This window comes from Burkholderia sp. BCC0506, from assembly GCF_902833145.1.
In the GTDB taxonomy this organism is placed as follows: Bacteria; Pseudomonadota; Gammaproteobacteria; order Burkholderiales; family Burkholderiaceae; genus Burkholderia.
This window is the reverse complement of sequence record NZ_CADFEN010000026.1, coordinates 1-15,883: the sequence shown is the minus strand read 5'-3', so window position 1 is coordinate 15,883 and position 15,883 is coordinate 1. Positions and strand designations below refer to the sequence as shown.

General features: G+C 65.6%; 18 protein-coding genes and 1 pseudogene. 8 read left to right on the top strand and 11 right to left on the bottom strand.

What is annotated here, in order from left to right:
• Positions 1-354: 354 nt before the first annotated feature.
• The 4 genes from HWX62_RS32735 (at position 355) to HWX62_RS32720 (ending at position 4,165) form a co-directional block, all read left to right on the top strand.
• Entirely contained in the window at positions 355-1,572 is a 1,218-nt protein-coding gene (locus tag HWX62_RS32735; protein ID WP_175933308.1) for a DUF2863 family protein, read from the top strand.
• A gap of 211 nt (positions 1,573-1,783) precedes the next feature.
• The gene (locus HWX62_RS32730; protein WP_175933307.1) at positions 1,784-2,617 is read left to right on the top strand and encodes a response regulator transcription factor; all 834 of its coding nucleotides are present in this window, start codon (positions 1,784-1,786) and stop codon (positions 2,615-2,617) included.
• Between the two features lie 76 nt (positions 2,618-2,693).
• Positions 2,694-3,368 (top strand): energy-coupling factor ABC transporter permease, encoded by a 675-nt coding sequence (locus HWX62_RS32725; RefSeq protein ID WP_175933306.1) that lies wholly within the window; start codon positions 2,694-2,696, stop codon positions 3,366-3,368.
• Between the two features lie 140 nt (positions 3,369-3,508).
• Positions 3,509-4,165, top strand: coding sequence for a hypothetical protein (locus HWX62_RS32720; protein WP_175933305.1), 657 nt, complete (start codon positions 3,509-3,511; stop codon positions 4,163-4,165).
• An 83-nt stretch (positions 4,166-4,248) separates the two neighbouring features.
• Here HWX62_RS32720 and HWX62_RS32715 read toward each other — a convergent pair whose 3' ends face one another.
• Positions 4,249-5,403 carry a carboxypeptidase family protein gene (locus HWX62_RS32715; protein WP_175933304.1) on the bottom strand — a complete coding sequence of 385 codons (1,155 nt, stop codon included), beginning with the start codon at positions 5,401-5,403 and terminating at the stop codon, positions 4,249-4,251.
• Between the two features lie 234 nt (positions 5,404-5,637).
• Positions 5,638-6,420, bottom strand: a complete 783-nt coding sequence (gene yaaA / locus HWX62_RS32710) for a peroxide stress protein YaaA (protein ID WP_175933303.1) — start codon at positions 6,418-6,420, stop codon at positions 5,638-5,640.
• Positions 6,421-6,477: 57 nt separating this feature from the next.
• On the opposite strand from yaaA, the gene HWX62_RS32705 reads away from it, so the two are divergent.
• On the top strand, positions 6,478-6,975 hold the full coding sequence (locus HWX62_RS32705) for a putative toxin-antitoxin system toxin component, PIN family (RefSeq protein WP_175933302.1): 498 nt from the start codon (positions 6,478-6,480) through the stop codon (positions 6,973-6,975).
• 28 nt (positions 6,976-7,003) lie between these two features.
• Positions 7,004-8,176, top strand: a complete 1,173-nt coding sequence (locus tag HWX62_RS32700; protein ID WP_175933301.1) for a pyridoxal phosphate-dependent aminotransferase — start codon at positions 7,004-7,006, stop codon at positions 8,174-8,176.
• Between the two features lie 42 nt (positions 8,177-8,218).
• Here the strand turns inward: HWX62_RS32700 and HWX62_RS32695 are convergent, their stop codons facing one another.
• Positions 8,219-8,875 (bottom strand): glutathione S-transferase, encoded by a 657-nt coding sequence (locus HWX62_RS32695; RefSeq protein WP_175933300.1) that lies wholly within the window; start codon positions 8,873-8,875, stop codon positions 8,219-8,221.
• Positions 8,876-9,077: 202 nt separating this feature from the next.
• On the opposite strand from HWX62_RS32695, the gene HWX62_RS32690 reads away from it, so the two are divergent.
• Together HWX62_RS32690 and HWX62_RS32685 are read left to right on the top strand one after the other, a co-directional pair.
• Complete coding sequence (locus HWX62_RS32690; protein WP_175933299.1) at positions 9,078-9,869, top strand: enoyl-CoA hydratase; 792 nt, start codon at positions 9,078-9,080, stop codon at positions 9,867-9,869.
• A 220-nt stretch (positions 9,870-10,089) separates the two neighbouring features.
• Positions 10,090-10,782, top strand: a complete 693-nt coding sequence (locus HWX62_RS32685) for a glutathione binding-like protein (RefSeq protein ID WP_175933298.1) — start codon at positions 10,090-10,092, stop codon at positions 10,780-10,782.
• A gap of 47 nt (positions 10,783-10,829) precedes the next feature.
• Here HWX62_RS32685 and HWX62_RS32680 read toward each other — a convergent pair whose 3' ends face one another.
• The 8 genes and pseudogenes from HWX62_RS32680 to HWX62_RS32645 all read right to left on the bottom strand — a co-directional run.
• Positions 10,830-11,306, bottom strand: coding sequence for a MaoC family dehydratase (locus HWX62_RS32680; protein WP_175933297.1), 477 nt, complete (start codon positions 11,304-11,306; stop codon positions 10,830-10,832).
• Positions 11,303-11,764 (bottom strand): MaoC family dehydratase, encoded by a 462-nt coding sequence (locus HWX62_RS32675; RefSeq protein WP_175933296.1) that lies wholly within the window; start codon positions 11,762-11,764, stop codon positions 11,303-11,305. The genes HWX62_RS32680 and HWX62_RS32675 overlap by 4 nt, the downstream gene beginning before the upstream one ends.
• Before the next feature lie 38 nt (positions 11,765-11,802).
• Positions 11,803-12,936 (bottom strand): acyl-CoA dehydrogenase family protein, encoded by a 1,134-nt coding sequence (locus HWX62_RS32670; RefSeq protein ID WP_175933295.1) that lies wholly within the window; start codon positions 12,934-12,936, stop codon positions 11,803-11,805.
• A gap of 19 nt (positions 12,937-12,955) precedes the next feature.
• On the bottom strand, positions 12,956-14,152 hold the full coding sequence (locus HWX62_RS32665) for an acyl-CoA dehydrogenase family protein (protein ID WP_175933294.1): 1,197 nt from the start codon (positions 14,150-14,152) through the stop codon (positions 12,956-12,958).
• Positions 14,153-14,204: 52 nt separating this feature from the next.
• Positions 14,205-14,627, bottom strand: a complete 423-nt coding sequence (locus HWX62_RS32660; protein ID WP_175933293.1) for a DUF1178 family protein — start codon at positions 14,625-14,627, stop codon at positions 14,205-14,207.
• A gap of 135 nt (positions 14,628-14,762) precedes the next feature.
• Positions 14,763-15,353, bottom strand: coding sequence for an NUDIX hydrolase (locus tag HWX62_RS32655; protein WP_175933292.1), 591 nt, complete (start codon positions 15,351-15,353; stop codon positions 14,763-14,765).
• 39 nt (positions 15,354-15,392) lie between these two features.
• Positions 15,393-15,689, bottom strand: a complete 297-nt coding sequence (locus tag HWX62_RS32650; protein ID WP_006484867.1) for a DUF2818 family protein — start codon at positions 15,687-15,689, stop codon at positions 15,393-15,395.
• Positions 15,689-15,883 (bottom strand): annotated as a pseudogene (locus tag HWX62_RS32645) (NADH:ubiquinone oxidoreductase subunit N); the annotation flags it as partial. The pseudogene HWX62_RS32645 and the gene HWX62_RS32650, both read right to left, overlap by 1 nt.

The following is a 15,883-nucleotide window of genomic DNA, read 5'->3' as shown; positions in this document are numbered from 1 at the left end:
GGCAGCGCTGCGTTTTCAGCAGCAGAGAAGCGAGATTATGAACCGTGTTTCGCAGCTCGTCAACAACTTTCTGAACGACTTCGTTGCGACTGCGGGGCCATCTTCCTGCGCCGCCGAGGCTCGCTACATCTGAACCCGACAGCACCGCTTCCCTTCCTTCCGCGCGGCGTTTCCGTAAGCGCGAAAGAGGCGTGATTCTATGCAGCTCACGCCGTTCGCGCAAGGGGCTTGAACAACTTTTTTACAAGCATCTCCATTCGGCCGTCTGGCCGTGCTTGGCCACGAGGCCGCTTATGGTGCAAAGAACGGACTAGAATGTGAGGTTCTTCGCCTCTTTCTATATACGTGTTTAATATGCGCCAGCGAATCGCCAAACGCCTTCCCCCCGATGCCGACAAACTGGTCGGTCTGTCGCTTGCGCTCTTCGCGTCGGGCAGCCGCATCGAGGATCGCTTCTGGGAAGCGAAGCTCGATGCGCTACTCGCCAAGATTGTCCGCAACGGCAATCAGACCACGCTCGACGCCGCGCTCGACCATCTTCAGCAGAATCATCCCGATGCCTACGGCGCCCTCGCCGACATGGCCGAGACGCACAGCGAGTCGATGGTGATCGAGCACGACGGCCAACCGTACGATGCACTGCTGGTCGCCGTCCCGGTTCTCGCCTGGACGCGCTACATGATTCCGTCGGGCCCGCTCAAGGGCGACGTTGCCGACGCACTGCGAACGCACCTGCAGGCGCACGTGCTTGCAAACGGCACCCTCGTCGGGCTCGCCCCGTTCCTCTACAGCATCGACCAGTTGCCACGGCACCATGTGGAAACGTACCGGCTCGCGCAGCAGCTCGCCCATGCGGCGATCGGCCAGCACGCCCCGAAGCTGAGCTTCGGCGACCTGCCGGAAACCTCGCCGATCCTGGCCGATCCGCGCTTCCTGCTGGCGGTCGTCGCCGCGCCGGCCGGCTCGCCACTGTTCCGCTGGCAGGAAGAAGAAAACGGCAGCCGCATCGAGCGCGGCCAGTGCCTCGAACAGTGGACGGCCCAAGGCGGTCCGAACCTGTCGATCGCGCTGCCCGGCTGCGAGTTCGAATGCCTGCTTCCGGACGCGTACTACTCGGCCTGCCGCGATGCGGACGAACGTGTGCGTCCCCACACCGTCCGAACGGCCATTCGTTATCTATTCGACACACTTGGTGCGGCGCCGCAAGAGCTGCGCGCGGTGGTCGCCGGCTTCGGCGAACGTCGTATCGACGAGTATCGCGTGGGCTTCACGCGGCGTGCCAGCAACGACGTGATCTACGGTGTCGTGTGGCCGCTCTACGGCCGTGAAAACGGCGACGTCTCGACCGACAGCGCGACGCTCGAAGGCGAAGCGCCGATCGATGGGCCGCTCGAGGAAATCGTGAGCCTGCTGAAGGAGTGCGGCGTAACCGACGTCCGCCGGCACGCGGGCCGCTTCGAACCCGAATACTGCGACGATTGCGGCGTGCCGCTCTACGCAGACCCGCTCGGCGAAATCGTCCATGCGGAAATGCCGGAAGACGCGTCACCCGCCCAGCCGCACTTCCACTGACCGCCCCTGCAGGCCCCGCGGCCTGCCCCGACCAAAGCCGCTTCCGGTGCATGCCGAAGCGGCTTTTTTTCTTGTCCGATGCTCCGTCGCCAAAAATTTCGAACTTTTCCTAAGCCTTTCAGCCAAGCAGACATCGTGTAAGGTCTTTGTCATTATCGGGGCCAGCCAATACCCCGACAGCAGTCAATGACTCACCTTATGGAGATTGAATATGCGGTTCTTGGTGCTTAACTCAGACGCCGAACGGCGTGACGGACTGAAGGCCCTGTTGCGGCAGATCGACCGGCACGCCAGCATCAACGATGCGCCCGACGGTTTCCAGGCGCGCCGGCTGCTGCGCACCCAGCGTTTCGACCTCGTGGCGATCGACTGGCTCGACGTGGGCCGGGTCAGCGAGCTTCAGGCGCTCGGCACCGCGTGCTCGCCGACACCGCTCGCCGTCCTGGTCGACGACGTCTCGCCCGAAGCCATCCAGCGCTTCTTCAACTACGGCGTCGCGGGCGTGATCCCGCATTCCACGCGACCACACCTGATCGTGCGCGCGCTCGAGATCGTGCTGCTGGGCGGGCACTACATTCCGCCGATCGCCCTCAGGCTGCTGCCCTCCACGGCGGCAGCGCGCCACGATGCCCACTTCCAGACGCTCGCCGGCTCGCTGCCCCGCCGCCCGCCGAGCGGCCTCCTGTCGCCGCGGCAAGCGCAGATCATGCGATTCGTCCACATGGGCAGCACGAACAAGATGATCGCGCGCACGCTCGGCATCAGCGAAGGCACCGTGAAGATCCACCTCGCGAGCATCTTCCAGCAACTCGGCGCAGCAAACCGCGCGGCCGCGGTCGCGATCTACAACGGTTGGCTGTCGCCCCATCTCGAGGTGCTGCTGGCGAACCGCAACCGCGCCCGCCAACCGGTCATCGGCGAACACGGCCCGGCTCCGCTGCGTACACAACGGCATGACCGCCCGTACCCGTTGCCGGCCGCGGCCGGCACGCAGGATCTCCCGCTCGCCGCCGAGCCGCCGGCGCGGTTCCGGCGCGGACGCTAGGCAAACAGTCTCGATATTGCGACGGTCGGACATGTGCAGATTCCCACCTTTGATGCTCAACGAGTAATATGGACGCATGGGTTTTCTTTTCACACCGCTTCCGCTCTGGGTTGGCATCGGTGGCTGGATCGCCGCCGTGGCCCTGCTCGCGCTCGCGATCTGGAATCGCCCCTTCGTACGCCTGCAAGACGCCACGCTTCAGCACGTGTGGCTCGCGCTCGTCACCGCGATCACCGTCCTGTGGGCCTCGAACGCCTGGCTCGAAGATGGCATCGTCATGCATTTGCTTGGCGCAACGCTGCTCGTCACGCTGTTCGACTGGACACTCGCACTGGTCGCGATGGGCGCCGTCACGGCGATTGCCGCGGTCATCTTCGACGCGCCGTGGCAAGGCATCGGCCTGACCTATCTGATCTACGGTGCACTGCCTGTCGCCGTGTCGGCGTTGCTGCAACGCGCGGCGCTCGCCTGGCTCCCGCATAATCTCGCATCGTTCATCACGGGGCAGGGTTTCCTGTCGCCCGCCATCGCGATCGTCGTGGTCGCCGCCGCGGCGGCCGGCGTCCAGCTCGCGCTCGCCGACGGCGTGCCGGTCGTGATCCCGGCCGGCTATCTGCTGAACACCGCGCTGCTCGCGCTCGGCGAAGCGTGGTTCACCGGCATGGCGACGGCACTCATCGCCGTCTATCGCCCTGCGTGGGTCACGACCTTCGACGTCCGGCGCTATCGCCTCGGCGGCCCGCGCGCCTGAATGTCCTCCGGATCGGCTCCGCGCATACGCGCGCCGGCAACACCGTTCGCGGCGCGCACCGAATACACGATCTACTGCCGCACAACTTTTTTACGCTAAGATTGAACTCCTGTTCTTCATCGGGCATCTATACGTGCCCGATGTCTTCTTCGCTCCTCACCAATAACCAGATGGACAGCTCACCTGCCTCGCTCCGGTTTTTCCGGACGCTCGGCAAGCTGGCAGCCTGTATCGCGGGCCTGTCGCTTGCGCTTCCCGCCCCGGTATTCGCCGACCTGCTCGACCAGCGCTCCGAACTGATCAACAAATTCGTCAACGAGATGCATGCCGATCCGCTCGCGGCCGATTGTGCAGCGCACGGCAGCTTCATCGCCAGCACGTCGACGGCGTTCGACCGCGTCGACTTCGCGCCGAACGCATTCGACAGTGGCAACGCGACGATCACGCCGTGGAACGACTCGTTCGACCAGGGCAAGCAGCGCGTGAAGGTCGACAACATCGTCACCGTCGACGGGCTCGGCATCCACAGCGACGGCAGCGATCCGACGCCGCTGAAATTCCGTTGCGGCTATGTCGGCCAGCAAATGCTCGCGTTCAGCTGGAACGACCCGGTTCCGCCGCTGAAGCCACGCGTCGAGCGCTCGTCGTCTTCGTCGAAGAAGTTCAAGGGCAAGTCGCACCGCGGCAAAGGCAAGGCGAAGGCATCGAGCCGTACCGGCAGCAAGAAGGCCGTGGCGACGCGAAAATCAGGCGGCCAGAAGAAAGCCGTGAAGAAAAAAACCGCGAAGAAGTCCTGATACGACCGGAGCGGCAACGACAGCAGCACAAAACCGGCGCATCTCGCGATGCGCCGGTTTTTTTCATGCGACGACGGCTGTACTCAACCGAACGTGTCGACGTGCACGAGGATTGCGGCCAACATCGCCGCGCCGAGTGCCGCGCTGCGCTCGCCGTTCCAGCCGACGCGCTCGTCGGGCAGGTTCGCGTTGTCCTTGAAAGGCATTTCGAGCGTCAGCGACAGGCAGCCGAACTGGTGGCCAATGTACTTCGACGCGAGCTTCAGCGCATCTTCCTTGTACTTGCTCGCCGCGTAGCCATGCTCGGTCTGGAAGTCCGGGCTGGCGACCTTGAACGCGTCGATGAACGCGGCCTGCTCCTTGCCCTGCTGCTCGGTAAAGCTCGGCAGCATCTCCGAGCCGGCGACGAACACGTACGGCAGATCCTCGTCGCCGTGAATGTCGAAGAACATGTCGCAGCCGATCGCGTGGATCGCATCGCGCACGGCCAGCACTTCCGGGCTGCGCTCGGCATCGGGCGCCATCCACTCGCGGTTCAGGTTCGCGCCGACTACGTTGGTGCGCAGGTTACCGTGCACGCTGCCGTCCGGGTTCATGTTCGGGACGATATAGAACGTCACGCGATCGTAGAGCTTGCGCGCAACCGGATCGCCGGCCCAGTCGCCCCATCCGGCCAGCCGCTTGACCAGGCCTTCGACGAACCACTCGGCCATCGACTCGCCCGGATGCTGGCGCGCGATGATCCACACCTTCTTCTTCGGCGCATCGTCGGATTCCGGCGTGCCGAGCGTCAGCAGCGACATCGGTCGGCCTTCGACCGTACGGCCGAGCTCGACGACGCTCGCCTGCGGCAGTTGCTGGACCGCGCCGAGAAACGCCGCGTGACGCTCTTCCGAGTACGGTTCGAAATACGCGTAGTAGATGCTGTCGAACTCCGGCGTATGGTCGATGGTCATCGTCTTGCCATCGAATGTCGTCGGCACGCGGAACCAGTCGACCCGGTCGTAGCTCGCCACCGCGCGGTAGTTGCGCCAGCCCGACGGATACGCGCATTCGGCGGCATTCTCGAACGTCATCACGCACCGCTCACCGCGCGCACCCGTCAAGCGGTAGTAGAACCATTGCGCGAACGCCGAACGATTGTCGCCGCGCACGCGCAGCCGGATCGCGTCAGGGCTGTCGCACGACACGACGTCGATTGCGCCTGCGTCGAAATTACTGGTGATCGAAAGGGCCATCCATTTCTCCTGTGTCGACTGGCGTTAGCGCTTTAGCGCTTACGTCAGTCCCATGCAAAGCTGTCGACTGGCGTTAGCGCTTTAGCGCTTACGCCAGTCCCATGCAAAGCTGTCGACTGGCGTTAGCGCTTTAGCGCTTACGTCAGTCCCATGCAAAGCCGTCGACCGATGCGGGCGGTGTACCGCCTGTCCGGCCTCATGCAAGCGCCGACCGTCTCGTGAACGGCCGGCGGGTCACTCGCCGATGCGCCGGCGATATACGTAAGTCGAATCGTTCGACGCATCCGCATCGAACGCATAGCCTTCGGTCGCGAAATCCTTCAGCGCCTTCGGGTCGGCGATACGGTTCTCGACGACAAAACGCGCCATCAGGCCGCGCGCGCGTTTCGCATGGAAACTGATGATCTTGTAGCGGCCGCCCTTCCAGTCCTCGAATACCGGCGTGATGACCGGCGCGGCCAGCAACTTCGGCTTGACCGACTTGAAGTATTCGGTCGACGCGCAGTTGACGAGCACGCGCGCCGCGCCGCTGCGCGTGTCGAGCTGCTCGTTCAGCGCCCGCGTGATGCGGTCGCCCCAGAACGCGTACAGATCCTTGCCGCGTGCGTTCGCGAAACGCGTGCCCATCTCGAGCCGGTACGGCTGCAGCAGGTCGAGCGGACGCAGCAGCCCGTACAGGCCCGACAGCACGCGCACGTGCTGCTGCGCATAGTCGAGATCGGCGGACGACAGCGATTTCGCGTCGAAACCCTCGTAGACGTCCCCGTTGAACGCCAGCACGGCCTGCTTCGCGTTGGCCGGCGTGAAGGCCGGCGACCACTCGGCGTAGCGCTGGAAATTCAGGCGCGCGAGCGGATCGGAGATATCCATCAGCGTGGCGATGTCCTGCGGCGACAGCTTGCGCAGGCCGTCGATCAGCTCCGACGCGTCGTCGGCGAATGCAGGCAACGTGTAAGACTGGACGTGCGCGGGCGTATCGTAGTCGAGGGATTTGGCGGGAGAGAGAACGATTATCATAGAGGCTCGCTGGCACGCCGTGCCTTGCGGTCAGACGAAAACCACCGATTGTAACGAATGACCCGCTCTCCCGCCCCGCATGCCGCACACCGCGTCGTGCTCGACTCGAACGTCTGGATCGACATCCTCGTATTCGACGACCCCGCTACGCGCCCGATCCGCGCCGCGCTGGAGCGCGGCACGCTTGCGGCCGTGATCGACGGCCGCTGCCTGACCGAACTCGAATACGTGCTCGACTATCCGCAGTTCCAGTCGCGCGCGATCGACAAGGCGGCCGCTCTCGCGACCGTCGCCCGGCTCGCGAGCCTCGTCGAACCGCCGCCCGTCGACGCCGGCGCGCCGCCGTTGCCGAAGTGCAAGGACCGCGACGATCAGAAATTTCTCGAACTCGCCCGCGCCGCACAGGCCGACTGGCTCGTGTCGAAAGACCGCGCGCTGCTGAAGCTCGCGAAGCGCACCGCACGCGACTTCGGTTTCCGGATCGCGCAACCCGGGCCGTTTGCCGAAGCCTGCGCACTCGACGCCGCGCCGCTCGCCACGGCAACGCCGGCCTGACGCATCTCACCCGATTTCGACCGTATCGATGAACGCTCCTTCAGACATGCCAACGACTCCCGTATTCCCCTCGCGCCTGCCGAACGTCGGCACGACGATCTTCACGGTCATGAGCGCGCTTGCCGCCGAAAAAGGGGCGGTGAACCTCGGCCAGGGTTTCCCGGATTTCGATTGCGATCCGCGCATCGTCGACGCGGTCGCCGCCGCGATGCGCAGCGGACACAACCAGTACCCGCCGATGGCGGGCGTCGCGCCGCTGCGCGACGCGATCGCCGACAAGATCGCGCAGGTGTACGGCCGGCGCTACGATCCGGCCACCGAAATCACCGTGACGGCCGGCGCGACGCAGGCGCTGCTGACGGCGATCCTGTGCGCGGTACATCCGGGCGACGAAGTGATCGTCGTCGAGCCGACCTACGACAGCTACCTGCCGTCGATCGAGCTGGCGGGCGGCAAGCCCGTGTTCGTCACGCTGGAGGCGCCCGACTATGCGATCCCGTTCGACCGTCTCGCGGCCGCGATCACGCCGAAGACGCGAATGATCCTGATCAACACGCCGCACAACCCGACGGGCACCGTGTGGCGCGAGGCGGACATGCGCAAGCTCGAGGACATCGTGCGCGGCACCAACGTGCTGATCCTGTCCGACGAGGTCTACGAACACATGGTCTACGACGGCGCGCGCCACGAAAGCGTCGCGCGCTACCCGGAACTCGCCGCGCGCAGCTTCATCGTGTCGAGCTTCGGCAAGACCTATCACGTGACGGGCTGGAAGGTCGGTTACGTCGCGGCGCCGGCCGCGCTGACCGCGGAATTCCGCAAGGTCCACCAGTTCAACGTGTTCACGGTGAACACGCCGATGCAGATCGGGCTCGCGGAGTACCTGCGCGACCCGGCGCCGTACCTGTCGCTCGCGGGCTTCTATCAACGGAAGCGCGACTTCTTCCGGGCCGGCCTCGAGCGCACGCGCTTCAAGCTGCTGCCGTGCACGGGCACGTACTTCCAGTGTGTCGATTACTCGGCGATCAGCGACCTGCCCGAAGCGGAATTCTCGAAGTGGCTCACGTCGGAAATCGGCGTGGCCGCCATTCCGGTGTCGGCGTTCTATCACGAGCCGCACGAATCGGGCGTCGTGCGTTTCTGCTTCGCGAAGCAGGAAAGCACGCTCGCCTCCGCGCTCGAACGGCTCGCCCGCCTGTAAGACCCGCACGGGCGGCCGCATGCCGCCCGCCGGAAAACGCGCTTACGAACGCGCGACGTTCGCCGCTTCGATATACGCCTTGCGCTCGGCTGCCACGCGCTGCGCGGCCGGGCGTTCACCGACCGTCTTCGCGTGCGCCTTCCAGTCGATGCCTGCATCGAGCAGGAAGTCGTGGCCGAAGATGGCCTTCGTCGCCATTCCGATGACCGGCAGATGGACCCACGCGGCCATGTCCGCGAGGCCGAACGACTCGCCGAGCACATACGGCGAAAACTGCGTCATCTGCTTGAATGCCTCGATCGCGCGCGGCAGGCGCTTCTCGACGTGGGCCTTCATCCCGTCGCTGACCTTGCCGCCGAAGAACGCTTCCGTATAGACCTCACGCGCCATCCATTCGAGATAGAGTTCGAGCGTCTCGACCAGTTCGCGCACCTTGGCCGCCGCGAACGGGCTCGCGGGGAAAATGCCTTTCTCGGGATAGCGCGCCGCCAGATATTCGACGATCACCTGCGACTCGAACAGCGCGCCCTCTTCGGTCTTCAGGAACGGAATCTTGCCGAGCGGCGAATCGACAAGCTGCGCCGGATCGCAGATCGGCAGACCGCACACCACCTCCTCGAACGGAATGTCGTGCTCGAGCAGGACGAACTTCACCTTGTTGTAGTAGTTGGACAACGGAATACCGCACAGCTGTAGCATCGGAGACTCCTTCCTTGCTGAAGCGCAGCCGCAACGACGCCGGCCGCATCGGGATTCATCGCGCCGAAAAGCACGTTCGTGCTAGTCTAAAGCAAGTTTTTCGTTCGTCACGACAACATTACATCCGCTGCGGCGTCGGCACCGCCCGTCCGCGCGACACACGCGGCGTCCCGGCCGCGCCACCCGATGGAGACACGCTCCCATGAGTGCTGAACTGCTGGCTTCGCGTCCGCCCGAGAGCGAATCGACGCTCGTCCTCACGCTGTCCAATCCCGGCGCGCGCAACGCGCTGCATCCCGACATGTACGCGGCCGGCATCGAAGCGCTCGCCACCGCGGAGCGCGATCCGGCGATTCGCGCCGTCGTGCTGACGGGGGCCGATCGATTCTTCTGTGCAGGCGGCAACCTGAACCGGCTGCTCGAGAATCGCTCGAAGGATCCGTCCTTCCAGGCCGACAGCATCGATCAGCTGGCGGCATGGGTCACGGCGATCCGCGCGTCGACGAAGCCGGTGATCGCGGCCGTCGAAGGGGCCGCGGCCGGCGCGGGTTTCTCGCTCGCGCTCGCGTGCGACCTGATCGTCGCCGCACATGACGCGAAATTCGTGATGTCGTATGCGCGCGTCGGGCTGACACCGGACGGCGGCGGCTCGTGGTTTCTTGCCCGCGCGTTGCCGCGTGCGATCGCGGCCGAGATCCTGTTCGAAGGCAAGCCGGTCGCCGCCGAACGCCTGCATGCGCTCGGCGTCGTCAACCGGCTCGCCGCACCGGGCACGGCACTGAGCGACGCACTGGCATGGGCCGACACGCTCGCCGGCATCTCGCCGAATGCGCTCACGCGCATCAAGTCGCTGCTCGACGACGCGACCGCGCAACCGCTGGATGTACACCTCGGCACCGAGCGCGATCATTTCGTCGCGTCGCTGCATCATGCGGACGGCCTCGAAGGCATCACCGCCTTTCTCGAGAAGCGCCAGCCGCGCTACAAGCGCTGATTCGCCGCGCCGGCCTTCGGAGCGGCGCCACGCCGCCGCAGCTGTCCGACGCGGCCCATCGACGCCTCGCACCATGCCGGCGGCCATCTCCCGCCGGGCCGCGCATGCCCGTCGGCACGCGCGTTTCCGTCGCCAGCAGCCCGTGTCGATCCATGCTCTAATGACCGCCTGTCGCGGCGCCGCCAGCGCCGTTTTCGCGCATGCCACACAGGAGTTGACGATGATCGACGTCTATAGCTGGGCGACCCCGAACGGCCACAAGGTACATATCATGCTCGAGGAAACGGGCCTCGCGTATCGTGCCCATCCGGTCGATATCGGCGCGGGCGACCAGTTCGAGCCCGCGTTCCTGAAGATCAGCCCCAACAACAAGATCCCGGCGATCGTCGATCCGGACGGCCCCGGCGGCCGGCCGATCTCGCTGTTCGAATCGGGCGCGATCCTGATCTACCTCGCGGAGAAGACCGGCAAGTTCCTGCCGGCCGATCCGGCCGCGCGCTATGCGACGCTCGAATGGCTGATGTTCCAGATGGGCGGGGTCGGCCCGATGCTCGGGCAGGCGCACCACTTCCGCCTGTATGCGCCGGAGAAGATCGAGTATGCGGTCAACCGCTACACGAACGAAGCGAAGCGCCTGTACAACGTGATGGAAAAGCGCCTCGGCGAATCCGCGTATCTCGCGGGCGACACGTACACGATCGCGGACATTGCGACGTTCCCGTGGACACGCTCGTGGCAAAACCAGGGCATCGAGCTCGACGCGTTGCCGAACGTGAAGCGCTGGCACGAGACGATCGCCGCACGACCGGCCGTGCAGCGCGGCGTCGAGGTGCTCGCGTCGCTGCGCAAGGCGCTGCAGGACGACAAGGCACGCGAGGTGCTGTTCGGCGCAACGCAATACGCGAAGCACTGACCCGCGCGTGATGCGCGGAGCGGCATCGGTGCATGCCGCTCCGTGCTTCAGAAGTAATGCAGCGTGATGAACTCCGCCGCGCATACCGGCAGCGGCGCGTCGGGGCGCTCGACCTGCATCGATACCGACCACGTCACCTGGATGCCGCCGCGCGCGGCGTCGGCGATTTCCTTTACCGCGAACAGCGCGCGCACGCGCGCCCCGACCGGCACCGGCTTCAGAAACCGCACGCGGTTCAACCCATAGTTGACGCCCATCTTCTGCTCGAAGCGCATGGCGTCGGTCATCAACGCAGGAATCAGCGACAGCGTCAGGAACCCGTGCGCGATCGGCCCGCCGAACGGCGACTCGCGCCGCGCGCGTTCCGGGTCGACGTGAATCCATTGATGATCGCCGGTCGCATCGGCGAAACCGTCGACGCGCGGCTGGTCGATCTCGATCCAGCCGCTCGCGAGCGGCTCCGCGCCGACCCGCGCCTGCAGCGCCTGCGCCGACGCGATCAGCGGCAAGGTCACGTCGGTCATGACTTCGCGCCTCCCGGATGGCGCAACCCGAAAAGCACCTTGGTGTGCACGCTGATCACCGTCTCGCCGGCTTCGTTCACGCCGACCCATTCCGTCGACACGATGCCGCGATCGGGTTTGCTCTCCGACACACGCTTGTCGTGGACCTTCTGGTACATCGTGATCGTGTCGCCGGCACGTACCGGCTTCAGCCAGCGGATCGAATCGATGCCCGGCGAGCCCATGCTGGTCGAGTCCGGCCCGAGCTTCTGGACCAGCAGGCTCATGAACACCGAGCACGTATGCCAGCCGCTCGCGACGAGGCCGCCGAAATGCGATGCCTTCCCCGCTTCCTCGTCGACATGGAACGGCTGCGGATCGTAGCGCTTCGCGAACGCCTTGATGTCGTCGGCCTCGAACGTGTAGCGGCCCACTTCGGTGGTACTGCCGACCACCAGGTCTTCGTAACTGATGCCCACGGATAAGTCTCCTTGTCTGGCGCGCTCGCGCGTCGCCGTCATGCTACGTCGGTCTGCGCGAAATCGGGCAGCGCCGCGATGCGGGCGAGGTGATGATCGGTATCGCCGAGCGTCGTCTCGATGATCGACAGCCGCTTGAACAGGTGCGCGGCGGCCACTTCGTTGGTCACGCCCATGCCGCCGTGCAGCTGGACCGCCTGCTGGCCGACGAAGCGCGCGGCCGTCCCGACCCGCGCCTTCGCGGCCGACACGGCCTTGCGCCGCGCATCGGCGTCGCCATTCGCGTAGCGCACCGCCGCGAGATAGGTCAGCGAACGCGCCTGCTCGGCATGGATCAGCATGTCGACCATCCGGTGCTGCAGCGCCTGAAAGCGCGCGATCGGCACGCCGAACTGCTCGCGCGTCTTCGTGTATTCGACCGTCGCGCGATTCAGCTCGTCGAGTGCGCCGACCGCCTCCGCACACAGCAGGAAGGTCGCGTAATCGGCAATCTGCTCGAGTGCCGCCGCGTCGCGCGCGCCGCCCGTCAGCAGTCGGGCCGGCGTGTCGTCGAACGCGATCGTCGCGGCACGCTGGCCGTCGATGGTCCGGTAGTCGGCCACCTTCGCGCTGGCCGCATCGCGCTCGACGACAAAGAGGCCGATGCCGCCGCCGTCGACCCGCGCAGGCACGATCCACGCATGCGCCTGGGCGCCGTGCTGAACCACCGACTTGGTGCCGGTCAGCCGATACGTGCCGCCCTGCTCGCGTGCGCGGGTGTCGAGTTCGTACAGGTCGTAGCGTGCCCGCGGTTCATGGAATGCGACGGCCAAGCGCTTGCGCCCCTGCGCGACCGCCTCCAGCAGCGCGGCGTCGTCGCCCGTGCCGGAGCCGGCGATCCGCAACGCCTCGACGCCGACCGCCGTGGCCCAGTACGGCTCGATCACGAGCGCACGACCCAGCTCCTGCATCACGACCAGCATGTCGACCGGCCCGCCGCCGAAACCGCCCTGCGCGTCGGGTACGGGCAACGCGGTCAATCCCAGGTCGGTGAATGCGCTCCACTGTGCGTCCGACACACCGGCATCGCTGCGCACGATCGCCTGGCGCGCCTCGAAACCGTATTGCTCGCCGAGATACCGGCGCAGCGCGTCGGCGAACTGCTGCTGCTCATCGGTAAAGCTGAAATCCATGGTTGTCTCCGTTGCCTGATCACAGCCCCAGGATCATCTGCGCGATGATGTTCTTCTGAATCTCGTTCGACCCGCCGTAGATCGACGTCTTCCGGTAATTGAAGTAGTACGCGGCGAGCGGCGCCGCATCGTCGTCGCCCGCGATGCTGTGCTCGCGCTCGCCTTCGAGGAACGGCACGTCGAACGGTGCGGCCAGCGGGCCGATCGCCTCGACCATCAGCTCGGTGAGCGCCTGCTGCACCTCGGTACCCTTGATCTTCAGCATCGACGCTTCGGGGCCGGGCCCCTTGCCGCTCGTCTCGCGGCTCACGACGCGCAGCACCGTCACTTCCAGCGCCATCAGCTCGACTTCGAGCGCCGCGACCTTCGCCGCGAACACGGGATCGGCGAGCAACGGCTTGCCGTTCTTGCGCTGGTTCGACGCCACACGCTTCAGGAACGCGAGTTCGCGCTTCGACGCGCCGACACGCGCGATGCCGGTGCGCTCGTGGCCAAGCAGGTATTTCGCATAGGTCCAGCCGCGGTTCTCGTCGCCGACGAGGTTCTCGACCGGCACCTTCACGTCCTCGAAGAACACCTCGTTGACCTCGTGGTCCTCGTCGAGCATCACGATCGGGCGCACCGTGATGCCGGGCGTCTTCATGTCGATCAGCAGGAACGAGATGCCTTCCTGCTTCTTCGCGGCCGGATCGGTGCGCACGAGGCAGAACATCATGTCGGCGTACTGACCGAGCGTGGTCCAGGTCTTCTGGCCGTTGACGACGTAGTGATCGCCGTGGCGCTCGGCGCGCGTGCGCAGCGACGCGAGGTCGGATCCGGAACCCGGTTCCGAATAGCCCTGGCACCACCAGTCCGAGCCGTCGAGAATACGCGGCAGATAGTGGCGCTTCTGCGCTTCGCTGCCGTATTTCATCAGGACCGGCGCGACCATCGACACGCCGAACGGCAGCACGGTCGGCGCACCGATTCGCGCGCACTCCTCGTCCCAGATGTGCCGCTGCGTCGCATTCCAGCCGGGGCCGCCATATTCAACGGGCCATGCGGGTGCGGACCAGCCGCGCTGGCCCAGAATGCGGTGCCAGCTCGCGAAATCCTCGCGGTCGAGTCGTTTGTGATCGAGTACCTTGGCGCGCAGTGCGTGAGGCAGATTGGCCTCGAGCCAGGCGCGGACGTCGGCGCGGAATGCGTCGTCGGCGGGGGAATAATCCAGATCCATGCGCAGTGTCTCCTGTCCGCGGCCGTCCCCGGCCAAGGACACACTGCGTACGTCATTGCAGCGGTTCTTTCAGCGCGACAGGAATCGGCAGCGGCATCACATCGATGCCTTCTTCGACCAAGGACTGTGCATCTTCCGGCGTCGTGACGCCGCGAATGCTGCGTGCCGGCGCCTCGTTGTAATGGATGCGCCGCGCTTCCTCGGCGAAGCGCTCGCCCACGTTCTCGGTCTTCTCCAGCACCTCGCGCAGCGCGCGCATCACCTGCGCCTGCAGCGCACGCGAATCGGCCGGCGGCGCCTGCGTCGCGCCCGACAGGTTCAGGCGCGGCGCCGACGGCATCCGGTTGATCTCCGTCGTTCCGCACACCGGACATTCGACCAGCTTGCGGGACAACTGCGCTTCGAATTCATCGGCGGAAGCGAACCAGCCTTCGAACCGATGACCGTGCGGACACTGTAAATCGAGGACCTTCATGCTGAATCAGGGCGTGTGACGAGTGTAGCGCAAAAAGCGATTTTGTGAACGATCGTGCTAAATCCCGACCACGCGGCACGGACGCGCCGCGTCATGGAATTGTAACGCGGCGCCCCGCCCGCCGCTGAGGCCGGCTCAGGGCGTGACGACCGGCCCGAGCGGCCATGTGCCGGACAGCACCTTGTCGAGCCACATCGTGCCGATGATCGTCTTCACGTCCGAGATCTGGCCCGTGCGCACCCATTCCTGCAGGTCGGGCAGCGTCGCGGTGAAGGTTTCGAGGAATTCGCCTTCGTCGAGCTTGCGCTCGCCGGCCGTGAGCCCGCGCGCGAGATACAGGTCGATGAATTCGGTCGAATAGGAAATGATCGGGTGAATGCGGGCCAGGAACACGTATTCACGCGCCGTATAGCCGGTTTCCTCGCGCAGCTCGCGCACCGCACAGGCGAGCGCACCTTCGTTCGGGTCGAGCTTGCCGGCCGGGAATTCGGCCATGACCTTGCCGATCGGATAGCGATACTGGCTTTCCATCAGCACGCGGCCGTCGTCGAACAGCGGGATCACCATCACCGCGCCCGGGTGCTGCACGTATTCGCGCGTGGCCTTCTTGCCGTCCGGCAGACGGACGGTGTCGCGCTTGAGCTTGAGGAACGCGCCGTCGAAGATCGCCTCGCTCTCGAGGCAGGTTTCGGTCAGTGCGGCGTCGTGATTGGGTAGTTCGGCCATCGGCGGCTCCTGAGTGAGCACGACGGACGGCCGAAGCCGTCAGCGTCGTTTGACGAGATACTGGAACGTGAAGCCGGGGAACGCGAACACGACGAAAAGACTGAACGTGATCGCGTAAAACTGCCAGCCCTGCTCGAAGCGGTTGCCGGCGCGCGACTCGAGCCAGAAGCCGAGCGCGCCGACGATGAAGTACAGCACGATCAGCTCGCCGATCCGTACCCACGCGTTCTTCTTCGTCGCGCCGAACGGCACGACGGCGAAGAGGCGTTGGTTCAGGAACGGCAGGTTGGCGCATACGAGCGCCAACAGCACGATGAACCAGCCGGCTGCCGACATTACAGCGGCAGCGTGTGACGGATTGCCTGCAGGCAGGCGGTCAGCAGCGGGCTCGGGACGAGGCCGAGCACGACGACCGCCACGCCGTTCAGCACGAGGATCGTGCGCTTGCAGAAATCGCCCGAGATCGGCGTCGAATCCTGCGGGGCATCGAAGTACATCAGCTTGACGATGCGCAGGTAGTAGAACGCGCC